Consider the following 13,571-nt stretch of genomic DNA (forward strand, 5'->3'; position numbering starts at 1 on the left):
CAACCAAAAGAAGTCAAGCTGTATCCTTAACAAAGGAACAGTCAAACTAGGAGCCGTGTGAGGTGAAAGTCTCATGCACGGTTCTGAATGGGAGGGGAGGTCGGTGACGACCTTCTCGACCCCTAATATAAGCTTCTATTTGAACAATTACTTAACCTGAGTCGATTATGGCAGAAAATTATTGGTCGCGAGAGGATGATAATGAAGAATTAGACCCGATTGGTTCCCTCCTATCTGACTGGTCCGATCCCGAAGATGAGGAGGACGAATTTAGGAGCGAAATTTTTCAAGGCCTATCGGGACGCAGACAGAAAGCGGCTTTTAGCCTCATGGCGATCTGGACAATAATTATCGGACTTCATTGGCTGAGTTGGGGTTATTGGGCAATTATCGCCTTAACTATGGTACTATCGGGGCAAGCTTTGCGGCTGCTGTTCACGAAACCGGAAACGCCGCCAATTCCTTTACCAGATTGGGATTTAACCTCTGTCCCCAGGGTGTCCCTCTTGGTAGCGGCCAAAAATGAAGAAACCGTAATCACGAAACTGGTTAATTATCTCTGTCATCTAGACTATCCCCAAGATAAGTTAGAAGTTTGGATCGTCGATGACTATAGTACCGATAACACCGGTGCAATTCTCGATCGCCTTGCTTTAGAATATCCCCAATTAAAAATTCTCCATCGTGCTGCTAATGCCGGAGGTGGCAAATCCGGCGCCTTGAATCAGGTTTTATCCCTGACTAACGGGGAAATTATCGGCGTATTCGATGCGGATGCGGGATTATCCTCCGATTTACTGCGTCATGTGGTCCCAATGTTCGACGATCGAGAAGTGGGTGCGGTACAGGTGCGAAAAGCGATCGCCAATGCTGCCGAAAACTTCTGGACCAAAGGACAAGCGGTAGAAATGATCTTTGATAGCTGTTTTCAACAGCAACGGATCGCGGTGGGAGGGATCGGAGAATTGCGCGGAAATGGTCAATTTGTCCGTCGTAGTGCCTTAAATCGTTGCGGGGGTTGGAATGAACAAACGATCACCGACGATCTTGATTTAACTATTCGTCTCCATATCGATAATTGGAAAATTAATGTCTTAAATTTTCCCGCAGTAGCGGAAGAAGGGGTGACAACTGCGATCGCTTTATGGCATCAGCGCAATCGTTGGGCCGAAGGTGGTTTTCAGCGTTATCTCGACTATTGGAAAGCGATTTTAAAGTCTCCCATGCCTTGGCCGAAAAAGTTTGATTTAATTGCTTTTTTGCTCGTTCAATATATCTTACCTGCGGCCGCTATTCCCGATCTTTTAATCACTATTACCCAGCATCAAGCTCCGATTTTAACTCCTTTAACTGGTTTGGCTCTTTCCCTTTCTGTCTGGGGGATGGTGACAGGATTAATCCGAGTCAATACGGGTAAAAAATTGACTTTTGCTCTCGGTTTAGACATCCTTGCTCAAACCATTCGCGGCATGATTTATATGATGCACTGGTTTATTATTATTCCCAGTGTCAGCCTGCGGATGGCTTTGCGTCCTAAACGTTTAAAATGGGTGAAAACCGTTCATCTGGGGGAACATCTCAGTGCCGAAGTTTAATTTTCGAGGATAGACTCCAAAAACTTTGGCCTTATTAGGACTGAAATCCCCTGTCAGTCAAGGTTACAGCCTTTGAAAACCCTTTTGGAAAAAATTTCCAATTTCCTTAATCATGCTTGCTACCAATAATGTGTTAATTTAGATACAGAATTGAATTCCGTGACAGCACTGGGGTGGCGAAAAGCGCTCGCTCCAGTTTTTTTTGTGATCGGTTAGCGGAATGTCTGCGCTTGTTAATCACTTTAAGGTTAAATCTAGCGAAAATGCCATTAATTTCTTATCGAGAAAACGGGTTTCTTGAAGAAACCCGTTTTCTGTGGTTTTTTTTGCGGGAAGCATCCCCCTCTCCTCGTAGGTTAAGGGGGTGAGATCATAACAATCCGTTGCCAAAACCGACTTCTCAGAATACAATAGAGAAGAGTAGTCATTCATCGCTCAGATTGGTTAAGATGATATTACATGACTAATAATATTGACCATGATCGATTATTTAAGGAGTTAATCTCCACCTTTTTTGTCGAATTTATCGAGTTATTTTTTCCTCAATTGATGGATTATTTAGATAGGGACTCGATTACTTTTTTAGACAAAGAAGTATTTACTGATGTCACGGAAGGAGAAAGGTATGAAAGCGATTTAGTCGCACAAGTTAAGTTTCGCGGAAAAGAATCTTTTTTTCTGATTCATGTAGAGGCGCAGGAAAGTTCCCGCAAGTGGTTTAATCGGCGAATGTTTACTTATTTTGCTCGCTTTCATGAGAAATTTGTCTTACCGATTTATCCGATTGTAATTTTTTCTTATTCAAAGCCAAAAAGAGAAGCAATTAGTCAATATGTAGTCGATTTTCCCGATTTTAAGGTGTTAGAATTTAACTATCAGATAGTGCAGTTAAATCGATTAAATTGGCGAGATTTTCTTAATCAACCGAATCCGGTTGCTTCAGCTTTGATGGCTAAGATGAACATTGCCGAGAAAGAGCGAGCCAAGGTAAAAGCGGAATGTCTGCGCTTGTTAATTACTTTAAGGTTAGATTCAGCGAGAATGCAATTAATTTCTGGATTTATTGATACATATCTCAATCTAAATCCAGTGGAAGAGAGACAATTTCAAGAAGAGATTAGCACATTTAGTGGACCTGTACAGGAGGGAGTTATGCAAATTACCACCAGTTGGATGCGTCAAGGTATCGAACAAGGTATCGAACAAGGTATTGAACAAGGTATTGAACAAGGTATTGAACGGGGTATTGAACGCGAAAAGACATTGATTCTTCGTCAAATTAAACGAAAGTTAGGGGAGATTAATCCTTCATTGGAAACTAAAATTATGGAGTTAAGTATTGATGATGTCGAAGTATTAGGAGAAGCTTTATTCGATTTATCTACGGTTGAAGATTTAATCAATTGGTTAAATACTTTATAGCGGTTCTCGCATCTGTGCGGCACACTTAAACCTTTGCTGATTAAGCTGTTCAGTATCGGGAATGTACCTCTTGTGAATCAGAAACGCTATAATTACCCTGTAAAATTTTCATGGTGAGGAAGTAATTCATAGATAAGCTTCATCGAGAAAACGGGTTTCTTGACGTTTTCTGGACTGCTTCGGGGAGGAAATTTCAGTTAACAGTTAACTGTTAGAGGTGAGGTCTGCCAAAGGGAATTGACAGACGGCAAAACATAGGATAGCATTTGTATAATTCTTATCAAAATACGGAGAAAATATGACTCTAGTTATTTCCCAAGAAGTGATTAAAGCAAGTGGTTTATCAGAGGATGAACTGTTGAAGGAAATTGTTATTATGTTATTCCAACAACATAAGATTAGCTTGGGAAAAGCAAGTGAGTTATTAAGTGTTAATCAAATCAAGTTTCAACGGCTGCTTTCTGAACGAGGAATTTGTATTCACTATGATGTGGCTGAGTTTCAGGAAGATATTAAGCATTTAAAAGAGAAAGGTTGGCTATGATTATTATTAGCGATACTTCTCCTCTCAGCAGTCTTGCTCTTGTTGGTTATCTATCAATCTTAAAAGCCTTACAAGCCCCAAATATGATATAGATATTTATATAAAATTGAGCTGCAGCCTTTGACTGATTACTGAAAGGTCTCCTATCTCAACTAGAAAATTAATTTTCACGACTACTTATAGTTAATCATGTATTTCTGGCAATTTCGTGTTTATCAGCGTCCTTTGCTGCGTCCCCTACAAACCCATCACGGACTTTGGCAAATTAGGGAGGGAATTATTATTCGCTTAGAAGCGGAAGATGGACGTATTGGATGGGGAGAAATTGCTCCTTTACCTGAATTTGGTTCGGAAACATTATCGGCAGCAATATCATTTTGTCAAAGTCTCGAAAATCCCCTATCAATAACTTCAATTTTTTCTATTCCCGAACAATTTACCGCTTGTCAATTTGCCTTTGAATCAGCTTTAGAAGATTTGAGTATAGAGAATCAATCAAGAGAATTAGAACCGAAAAAATATAGTTATTTATTACCCACTGGTGCGGCAGTATTTCCCTGTCTGGATGATATTCTAGCCGCTAATCAAACTAATACTTATAAATGGAAAATTGCAGTTAATTCTCTCAAGCAAGAGTTAACCTTATTTGAAAAATTAATTGACCGATTACCCAGGGGAATTAAATTGCGTTTAGATGCCAATGGGGGATTAAGTATTGCTGAAAGTAAAATCTGGTTAAAAATTGCCGATGAATCTAAAATAATTGAATTTATCGAACAACCTTTACCCCCATCTCAATGGTTAGAAATGTTGCAATTAAGTCAAGATTTTACCACGGAGATTGCCTTGGATGAATCCGTAGCTAATCTGCGACAAATAGAGGAATATTATCAACGGGGATGGCGAGGAATTTTTGTAATTAAACCTGCTATTACTGGTTCAATACAAGGGTTAAGAAATCTCTGGGAAAAATATCCCTTAGATTTAGTATTTTCCTCGGTTTTAGAAACGAATATCGGCAGAAAATCCGCTTTACGTCTAGCACAAGAATACCCCAGAAAGGGGCGAGCTTTAGGTTTTGGTGTGCAACAATGGTTTAATAATAGTGAACCCGATTGGTTAAAAAAACTATGGACGACATCAGCAAACAATTAGCATATCTCAATCAGAAAGATTGGTTATATGGATACAATAGCCAGAAATTTTATCAATTATATCAGTCCTATTCTCGGCAATTTATCGCCGCAGATAATCCTCGATTAACTATACTGCTTGCTGAAGTCAATCCCATTAAATTCTTAGCGATATTCTTGGCTGCTGTCAGGGTCAAAAGTTGCCTGTTTCTAGCTAATCCCGACTGGAAAACTAACGAATGGCAACAGGTTTTCTCTCTGGTGCAACCCGATTATATTTTTGGTGAAAATATCAAGGTTTTTAACTATAATTATCCTCCTGTCAATCCTTTGACTAATTCTCTGATGATACCCACGGGGGGAACCTCGGGAAAAATTCGCTTTGCTATCCATAACTGGTTAACTTTAAATGCTTCTGTCAAAGGTTTCTCTGAATATTTTCAAGTCAAGCAGGTTAACTCTTTTTGCCTACTGCCTTTATATCATGTTAGTGGTTTAATGCAGTTTCTGAGAAGTTTTTTAACGGGGGGAGATTTTGCTGTTATTCCTTACCATAAAATCAAACAAAAGCGCATAAATAATCTCAATCTTCAAGATTATTTTATCTCCTTAGTTCCCACTCAATTACAACTTTTTCTAGAAAATGATCCTCGCTGGTTAGCCAATTTTAAAACAGTTTTACTAGGAGGTTCCCCTGCATGGCCATCTTTACTAGAAAAAGCTAGAGAATATAATATTTCTCTGTCTCCTACCTATGGAATGACGGAAACTGCCTCACAAATTGTCACTCTTAAACCGGAAGATTTTCGACGAGGTAATAATAGTAATGGACAGGTATTAACCCATGCTAGGATAAAAATTAATCCCGATAACCAGAAAATTATTATTGAAGCAAAATCTTTATTTTTAGGCTATTATCCCCATCTTAATCAAGTAAGCTACTTCGAGACGGATGACTTAGGTTATTGGGATGAAAGTGGTTATTTATATATCATTGGTCGCGATAGTCAAAAAATAATTACTGGAGGAGAAAATGTTTATCCTTTTGAGGTAGAAACTGCCATTAGACACACTAATTTGGTTAAAGATGTGGTGGTTTTAGGATTGCCAGATTCTCGATGGGGACAGATAATTGTCGCTTTTTATGTCCCCGTTAATTCTCAGATAGGCCAGACAATTATTCAATCCCAGATTAAAGATAAATTAGTCAATTATAAACTGCCGAAACATTGGATAAAATTACCAGAGATACCAAAAAGTCCCCAAGGCAAGATTAATCAAACCACTTTAATTAAATTAGCCGAAACTTTTTTTACACCGAGTCAAACTCTCGACGATACTTAACCAAACCTTGCACTCCTGTTAAGCAATTAATCCGTAATTCTAACACCATAAATACCTCCGCTGGGACGGGATACTCACAGGATAAATTTTTAGTTTGAGCGGTTATAAACCCAAAACGATGATAAAAATGCGGGTTTCCTAAAACCACCACTGCATCAATTCCTCTAGCGGCACATTCCCTTAGACTATATTGAGTTAAAAGAGAACCGATGCCCTTGCTTTGATAATCGGGTAAAATGGCTAGGGGTGCTAATCCCAGCAGATTTAAATTAGGTTTATCTTCCGACTCTAAAGACACTGGACTATAGAGAATATGACCGATAACTTTTTCTTCTTTTACAGCAACAAAAGACAAGACAGGGACATTATTTCTTAAAGCATTGACTAAATTGGCTTCATTTTCCCGGCCAAAAGCCAAGGAATTTACTCGGTATATGGCAGCAAAATCGCTGTTTTTTTCGCGACGAATTTCTGGTAATGGTAATCTCTGGCTCATTTTATTAATAAATGTTAAAAGTTGATAGCTATCTTGCTAAAGATTGACCGCTCAGGCAATAATGGGAAGGTTTATCATCCCCATTAAAGTAAAGAATGCTCAACGCTTTTATTTGGCTACCGATTATAGGGGCGATACTGATTGCCTACACGCCTCTAGAGGCGAAAAAAGTGCGAGGATTAGCTCTAACTCTTGCTGTCGTTCTCTTACTGCTTAATATTCTCCTTGGCTGGCAATTTGACCCTAGTAACCCGCAAATGCAGTTCACGGTTAACCTGCCTTGGATTAATTTCCTCGGTTTCAATTATGCCCTCGGTGTCGATGGCTTATCATTTTCGTTACTTTTTCTTAACAGCATCTTGACAATAATTGCTCTTTATGCTAGTGGTACAGAGGTTAACCGGCCGAGATTTTACTATTCCCTGCTCTTGTTACTCAATGCTGGAGTAGCGGGGGCCTTTCTAGCACAGGATTTACTGCTATTTTTCCTATTTTACGAATTAGAAATCGTCCCGCTTTACTTTCTCATTGCCATTTGGGGGGGTCAAAGACGCGGTTATGCGGGCATGAAATTCTTATTATACACGGCAATTTCAGGCTTTTTAGTGCTTATCTCTTTCCTCGGCTTAGTTTGGCTAACTGGTGCTGATAATTTCGCCTATAATCCCCTTTTATCGAATAATTTAGACGTTAAAACCCAATTACTGCTCCTCATCCCCCTTCTGATTGGATTAGCCATCAAAATCCCGATTTTTCCCTTTCATACTTGGCTACCGGATGCCCACGTGGAAGCATCTACCCCCGTTTCTGTGCTTTTAGCGGGAATATTACTCAAATTAGGAACCTATGGACTGCTGCGCTTTGGAGTCGGTTTATTTCTCGATGCTTGGGTAACTCTCGCCCCTTGGTTAGCAACAATAGCAGCTATCAGCGCTCTCTACGGGGCCAGTTGCGCTATTGCCCAAAAGGATATGAAAAAAGTAGTGGCCTATTCTTCCATTTCCCACATGGCCTATATTTTACTAGCGGCGGCGGCCACCACCAGATTAAGCATCACTGCGGCGATTTTGCAGATGATTAGTCACGGTTTAATTTCCGCTTTATTATTTTTGTTGGTGGGAGTAGTGTATAAAAAAACCGGCAGTCGGGATGTGGATTATCTACGCGGTTTATTAAATCCAGAAAGAGGTTTACCAATCACGGGAATGTTAATGATTTTAGCGGCCATGGCCAGTGCCGGCATCCCCGGAATGGTGGGATTTATCGCCGAATTTTTAGTTTTTCGTGGCAGTTTCCCGATTTTTCCAATACAAACGCTCTTATGTTTGGTTGCTAGTGGTTTAACCGCAGTATATTTTCTCCTGATGATTAATCGGGTTTTCTTTGGTCGTTTAACCCCTGAATTATCGCGCATTCCTCGCAGTACCTGGCCCGAAAGATTTCCCGAAATTGCTTTGGCTTTATTTATTATTGTTTTGGGATTACAACCGAGTTGGATGATTCACTGGAGTGAAAACCAAGCATCAGTGTTATTAACCGGGACGGCAATCAGTCAAAAGCAATCATAGAAAGCTTTTTCGGAATTTTTGAAACCTAGACCGAAACTAACTTGTGGATAGGAGCCGAAACGTCAAAAATTTTTGGCTTTGCGGAGGGAATTAACCGTTAAAACCACCTGTTCCCCCACCAGTTCAATTTCTTCTAAAGTATTAAAACGACTCAACCCGAAGCGCAGGGAAGCATAAGCGAGAGATTCGGGGCGACCCAAGGCAGTTAAAACGTGAGAGGGGGCGGTATGGCTAGAAGAACAGGCAGAACCGGAGGAAAGAGCCACTATTGGCTGTAATCCTAACAATAACGCCGCACCGTCCACCCCTTCAATACTAATATTTAAATTTCCGGCTAATCTTTGGCTAGGATGACCATTGAGATAAATTCTGTCTAATTGACTGATAATCTCCCATAAACGGGCTTTTAACTGGTTTAAGTGGCTGGTATCTTCTTCGATCGCTTTGATGCCCAATTCTACCGCCTTGGCAAAACCGACAATTTGCGGCGTGAATATTGTACCCGATCGCAATCCTTTTTCCTGGCCTCCCCCTTGAATTTGAGCGACGAGACGGACTCTGGGGTTTCGGCGCCGGACGTACAGCGCACCGATTCCCTTTGGTCCGTGGACTTTGTGGGCAGTTAAGGACATCAAATCTATATTCATTTCCTCCACATCTAGGGGAATTTTGCCGATTGCTTGGGCCGCGTCCGTATGAAAAAGTACCTGATACTGGCGACAAATCGCCCCAATTGCCGCTAAAGGTTGAATCACCCCAATCTCGTTATTAGCAGCCATAATTGACAGCAAAATCGTGTCAGGACGCAAAGATTTTTCTAGTAGTTCCAAGTCAATTAAGCCATCAGCACCGACGGGTAAAATTGTCACCTCAAAACCCAATTTTTCCAGATAATGACAGGGATCTAAAACGGCCCGATGTTCTGTCACCACCGTAACTATGTGCCTTCCCTTGGCGAAATAAGCTTCGGCAACCCCTTTGATAGCGAGGTTATTGGCCTCCGTTGCCCCACTGGTAAAAATAATTTCTTCGGGACTACTATTAATAGCAGCGGCGATTGTTTCTCTTGCCTGTTTAACCGCGGCCTCGGCTGTCCAACCATAGACATGATTAATACTACTGGCATTACCAAAGTGTTCGGTAAAATAGGGCAACATCGCCGCCAGAACTTGCGGATCTAGGGGTGTCGTGGCGTGGCAATCTAGATAAATCGGCTTTTGAGACATATTTTTCCCCTGCGGGGGATTTGGGAAGGAGATATCCTCTGTTTTCAGAGAATCTCTGAAAGTGGATTGTTAATCTATGTTAACAAAAAAGTATCGGATAGTAGTCAACAGCTGACGACTCGGACCAGAACTTTAAGATTTAATAATGAGAGCGCAATCGCTCTCTGACAGCAGTTACAATTTCCCTATTCCAATGTTGTTCAGTAACCCAACAGGATCAATAACACATATTTTCCCGCTCAATCATGGCTAAAAAATCGAAGGCCTTTAGTGAACTGCTCAGGCTGCAGAAAATGTCTCAAGGGTCTGAAAAACCCTTGAAAAGCTTTGAGAAGAAATAAAGGCGATTCCGGCGGTTGGCCGAGGTTGACCCTGAGGAAAAAATGGCGGCTTTAGACGCTTGGAAAAAACACCTGATTCATTACCCTATTGACCATCGAGCAGCGATTTGGAGGAGAGAGATTTGTGATGGATGATTCCCAGAAATACGAGGCTGACTGTCAAAGGATAAGAAAAGCCAATCATGAATTACTAAAGGATTTTGAGAGTTGGCTAGAATCATCAGGTTTGTCGGAAAAAACCATTAATAATCATGTTTCAAATATAGATTTTTATATCAACGAATATTTACTCTATGAGGATGCAGTAGAAGCTAAAGACGGGGTAGATATGGTCGGTTACTTTTTGGGTTATTGGTTTATCAAAAAGGCACTGTGGGCCAGTCAATCAAGCATCAAGGCTAACGCAGGTAGTCTGAAAAAGTTCTACACTTTCTTACTGGAAAAAGGTCTAATAGATAAAGATGATTTGCAAGAACTTAAAGAAACCATCAAGGAAGAAATGAGTGAATGGCTGGAAACTCTAAAGCGATACGATGACCCATCGACTGAAAATATGTCGGATGTTTGGTGATTTTAACCGAGGGGCAATCCCCCAACCTCTGGCTGGGCAGCTATAATATCATTGTCAGGACACAATAAGAGCGAGACAATGGAAACAGTAGAATTAGAAAGCTGCCAGTCGATTCTTAAAGCTGGTAAAACGACGACAGAAAGAGCTTTAGAATTGTTTGACGCTCTCGAACCCGTGAGTTTAGACTTTATGCTCGGTCTTTGGCAAGGTTCTGGACTTCAGACAAATCACCCCATGGATGGTTTATTAGAGGCATCTAATTGGTATGGTAAAGAATTTGTCGATACTGAGAATGTCCACCCCCTGTTATTTTTAGATGGTCAGGGAAAAATTTTTAAGGTGGCACCCAATCCCACGGCCATGAACTGGATTTTGAAGCTGCCGATACTGAAAAATAATTCTCTGAAACCTTTGCTGATGCTGACCAACTCCTTGCTAAAAACAGAGACAAGTCAGGCTAGACTGCGAATGATGGAATATCGGGACAAAGTCAGCGCCACGATGATTTATGATTATTTGCCGATTAATGACTCTTTTCGGAAAGTAGATGATAATACAGTGCTGGGAATTATGGATTTTAAAAACTTTCCCCAGCCTTTCTTTTTTGTTCTCAAGCGATGTCAAAAACATTTTAATTCTTGAGGTTGGATTTGAAATTGTTCGCGCTCGTCCAGTTGCCAAGCTTGTAAATCGATCGCTCGCCCTGAAACTACGGAGACAATTAAATAAGTATATCCTGACCAGGCTAATTGGCGATCAATTTCCGAGGGAATGGCGGCATGATCGGGATGGGAATGATAGATACCGATAATTTCTAGCTGGTTTTCCCGGGCCGATTTTTGAGCTTGTAAAAGCACTTCTGGGGCAATACTAAAGCGGTTTTTTCTATTGCCTGACCAGTTATTTTCTGTTGCTTGTATGCTGATCACTTCGGCTGCTGTCTCGGTAATTTTTCCTAGGAGTAACCCACAACATTCTTCGGGATAGGTGGATTCTGCGTGGGTGAAAATAGACTGGTAAATTTTTTCTGTAATCAGGATCATAGGATGGAGTAAACAAGTCGCAAATGCTATGGACAACAGGGTAAGCGCATCTCAATTTTGGACTACCATTTTTTTGCTTCTAGCTGGCTATTTTGTCACCCGCCAACTGAGTTTAAGATTAACCCAAAAGTTCCAAACCGTGACGATAGCGATCGCAATAAAGTTAGCTAGATAGCGATTGATTCCTAAACCATTAAAGAGAAGGTTGAGGAGCAAGACGTTTAAAATTAAACCGGCTAAACAGATTAAATTGAACTTGAAAAATCTTTTCCAGCGTTTATTCCAACCCCGTTGACGAGCGGATAAATCGCCAAAAGTCCAGCGATCATTCCAGATAAAATTATTAATAATTGCTAATTCGGCGGCGATGATTTTACTGCGGGTTAATCCCCAACCTAAAGCGGCGGGATCACTGAGAAGATAGAGAAAGGCCATATCGACAAAAACCCCGGTTAATCCCACTAAACCGAAGCGAATAAATCTATCTAAAGGTAGATTGACAATTGCATCTAAAAACCTTAGCGGCTTTTGAGAGCGCAAACGCAGCAGATGGAAGATATATTCTAGCCATTGTTTCCAAGTTACCTTACTTTCCCCCTCTAGCCGCTCTTGGAAGACATAACCCACTTCTCCGATGGTTTTGATGTGACCTTTGCCGATGACTTCTAGTAAAATTTTGTAACCGGTGGGATTGAGAATCGGACCGGCGATCGCTTGACGGCGGACCATAAAGTAACCGCTCATGGGATCGGAGACGCGACCGACCACCTCTGGCAGTAGAATTAAACCAAGAATTTGAGCGCCGCGAGAGAGAAATCGTCGCAGCAGACTCCACTCGCTCACTCCTCCTCCTTCGACGTGACGACTAGCAAGAGCTAAATCGGCTCCTTTTTCGATAGTTTCGAGGAGATTATAGAGAATTTCGGGGGGATGTTGCAGATCTCCATCGATTACTCCTAGTATCTCACCTCTTGACCCTTGCCAACCCCGCACCACTGCCGACGCTAATCCTTTTTCTCCCTGACGACGCATCACCCGCAGTTGCGGGTAATCTGGGGTTAATTTGCTGGCTAATTCCCAAGTGCGATCGGGACTGTCATCATCGACGATAATTAGTTCATACTGATCGGGAATTTTTCGATCGAGTAATTGACTGAGATTCTCGACTAGGGGAATAACGTTATCTCGCTCGTTATAAGTGGGAATAACTAGAGATAATTTGAGTAATTGCGGCGAATCTCTAAGAATATAACTATTATTGCTGGTAATTTCTTCAATTTGCTCTAAAAAAGGAATTTGCAAAGAGCCGACGGGGGTGGTTAAAAAGGGATAGGATGGAGAGTTTGTCACTCGCTTACACTCACAGACTAAAACAGGTTTAGAGACGCACAATTTACCGGCAAAGTTGTTGAAACCAGAATTTTGAGCTAACTACTGGCGATGCGGAATCCTAATACACTATAGCGATTATCGGGACTAAATTGGCCCCGACTAGCGGAGCGACATTCCCTCAATTCTGTCCCCCAACCACCTCCACGCAGGACGCGATAACGATTGCCGGTGCTATTAGGATCGGCCGGCCATACTTGGTCATCGCTGGGAGCATTTTTATAGTTGCGATGCCAAGGATCGGCACACCATTCGTATAAACTGCCATGTAAATCGTATAATCCGAAGGCATTTGGGGGAAAACTACCTACAGGGGTGGTTTTAGCTCGAAATTCGCTCTCTCTTTCCACTGCGTAGGGAAATTTAATCCCATAGTAGTTAGCGAATTCACTGGTAAGGGTGGCACCAAAGTAGAAGGGTGTGGTAGTGCCGGCACGACAAGCATATTCCCATTGTGCCTCGCTTGGGAGTCGATAGTTTCTGCCGGTGGCCTTGGCAAGTCGATCGCAAAACTCGATCGCATCATACCAAGAGATGCTATCGACGGGTAAGTTATCCCCTTGGAAGTGGGAGGGATTGGGGTTTAAATCGCGGTTAATTTTGGGCAGATTAGCGACAATTTGCCATTGTTTTTGGGTTATCGGGTATTTACTCAGGTAAAAACTGTTCACCTTGACTAAGCGCTGGGGTTTATCACTACCGGTAAAGTCTCCTTTTTCTCCGTCCGGTGTCCCCATGATAAAAGTGCCAGCAGGGATAGCAATCATCTCTAATCCCGCAAGGGTTTCGCTGTAGTATTCGGCACTGCGGGAATTGCGCTCGATCACGAAACCGCTAGGATCGAGAGTAACGGTTTCAAAGGAAAACCTTTGTCGGGGGGGAAAAGAGGAATTTGGGGG

12 protein-coding genes and 2 pseudogenes are annotated in these 13,571 nt (G+C 41.6%); 8 read left to right on the forward strand and 6 right to left on the reverse strand.

Features of this window, described 5'->3' with window-relative positions; all coding sequences use genetic code 11:
* Positions 1 to 167: 167 nt before the first annotated feature.
* A complete protein-coding gene (locus tag IQ234_RS16025) occupies positions 168 to 1,595 on the forward strand; it encodes a glycosyltransferase (RefSeq protein WP_193957806.1) in 1,428 nt (475 codons plus the stop codon).
* Positions 1,596 to 1,832: 237 nt separating this feature from the next.
* Here IQ234_RS16025 and IQ234_RS16030 read toward each other — a convergent pair whose 3' ends face one another.
* Positions 1,833 to 2,027 carry a hypothetical protein gene (locus IQ234_RS16030; RefSeq protein WP_193957807.1) on the reverse strand — a complete coding sequence of 65 codons (195 nt, stop codon included), beginning with the start codon at positions 2,025 to 2,027 and terminating at the stop codon, positions 1,833 to 1,835.
* A 27-nt stretch (positions 2,028 to 2,054) separates the two neighbouring features.
* On the opposite strand from IQ234_RS16030, the gene IQ234_RS16035 reads away from it, so the two are divergent.
* From IQ234_RS16035 to IQ234_RS16050, 4 genes and pseudogenes are all read left to right on the forward strand, one after another.
* Entirely contained in the window at positions 2,055 to 3,017 is a 963-nt protein-coding gene (locus tag IQ234_RS16035; RefSeq protein WP_193957808.1) for a DUF4351 domain-containing protein, read from the forward strand.
* A 298-nt stretch (positions 3,018 to 3,315) separates the two neighbouring features.
* Positions 3,316 to 3,561: a UPF0175 family protein gene (locus IQ234_RS16040; protein ID WP_193957809.1), complete on the forward strand. Its 246-nt coding sequence runs from the start codon at positions 3,316 to 3,318 to the stop codon at positions 3,559 to 3,561.
* Between the two features lie 189 nt (positions 3,562 to 3,750).
* Complete coding sequence (locus IQ234_RS16045) at positions 3,751 to 4,716, forward strand: o-succinylbenzoate synthase (RefSeq protein WP_193957810.1); 966 nt, start codon at positions 3,751 to 3,753, stop codon at positions 4,714 to 4,716.
* A pseudogene (locus tag IQ234_RS16050) lies at positions 4,692 to 6,031 on the forward strand (2-succinylbenzoate--CoA ligase); the annotation flags it as partial. The gene IQ234_RS16045 and the pseudogene IQ234_RS16050, both read left to right, overlap by 25 nt.
* A 116-nt stretch (positions 6,032 to 6,147) precedes the next feature.
* Here IQ234_RS16050 and IQ234_RS16055 read toward each other — a convergent pair.
* A pseudogene (locus IQ234_RS16055) lies at positions 6,148 to 6,534 on the reverse strand (GNAT family N-acetyltransferase); the annotation flags it as partial.
* Positions 6,535 to 6,629: 95 nt separating this feature from the next.
* Between IQ234_RS16055 and IQ234_RS16060 the strand changes: the two are divergent.
* Positions 6,630 to 8,102: an NADH-quinone oxidoreductase subunit M gene (locus tag IQ234_RS16060; protein WP_193957813.1), complete on the forward strand. Its 1,473-nt coding sequence runs from the start codon at positions 6,630 to 6,632 to the stop codon at positions 8,100 to 8,102.
* A 62-nt stretch (positions 8,103 to 8,164) separates the two neighbouring features.
* Here IQ234_RS16060 and IQ234_RS16065 read toward each other — a convergent pair whose 3' ends face one another.
* Positions 8,165 to 9,328, reverse strand: coding sequence for a cysteine desulfurase family protein (locus IQ234_RS16065; protein WP_193957814.1), 1,164 nt, complete (start codon positions 9,326 to 9,328; stop codon positions 8,165 to 8,167).
* A gap of 468 nt (positions 9,329 to 9,796) precedes the next feature.
* Here IQ234_RS16065 and IQ234_RS16070 point away from each other — a divergent pair, with 468 nt between their 5' ends.
* Together IQ234_RS16070 and IQ234_RS16075 are read left to right on the forward strand one after the other, a co-directional pair.
* Positions 9,797 to 10,240, forward strand: coding sequence for a phage integrase N-terminal SAM-like domain-containing protein (locus IQ234_RS16070; RefSeq protein WP_193957818.1), 444 nt, complete (start codon positions 9,797 to 9,799; stop codon positions 10,238 to 10,240).
* 78 nt (positions 10,241 to 10,318) lie between these two features.
* On the forward strand, positions 10,319 to 10,882 hold the full coding sequence (locus IQ234_RS16075; protein WP_193957815.1) for a DUF4334 domain-containing protein: 564 nt from the start codon (positions 10,319 to 10,321) through the stop codon (positions 10,880 to 10,882).
* Here the strand turns inward: IQ234_RS16075 and IQ234_RS16080 are convergent.
* From IQ234_RS16080 to IQ234_RS16090, 3 genes are all read right to left on the reverse strand, one after another.
* Positions 10,861 to 11,283 (reverse strand): Mov34/MPN/PAD-1 family protein, encoded by a 423-nt coding sequence (locus IQ234_RS16080; protein WP_002740058.1) that lies wholly within the window; start codon positions 11,281 to 11,283, stop codon positions 10,861 to 10,863. The two genes, IQ234_RS16075 and IQ234_RS16080, sit on opposite strands and share 22 nt — an antisense overlap.
* 87 nt (positions 11,284 to 11,370) lie before the next feature.
* Positions 11,371 to 12,633 (reverse strand): glycosyltransferase, encoded by a 1,263-nt coding sequence (locus tag IQ234_RS16085; protein WP_193957816.1) that lies wholly within the window; start codon positions 12,631 to 12,633, stop codon positions 11,371 to 11,373.
* A 77-nt stretch (positions 12,634 to 12,710) separates the two neighbouring features.
* A partial coding sequence (locus tag IQ234_RS16090; protein ID WP_193957817.1) for a formylglycine-generating enzyme family protein occupies positions 12,711 to 13,571 on the reverse strand: 861 nt, incomplete at its 5' end.

This window comes from Microcystis aeruginosa LEGE 91341 (assembly GCF_015206885.1).
Classification (GTDB): domain Bacteria; phylum Cyanobacteriota; class Cyanobacteriia; order Cyanobacteriales; family Microcystaceae; genus Microcystis; species Microcystis aeruginosa_H.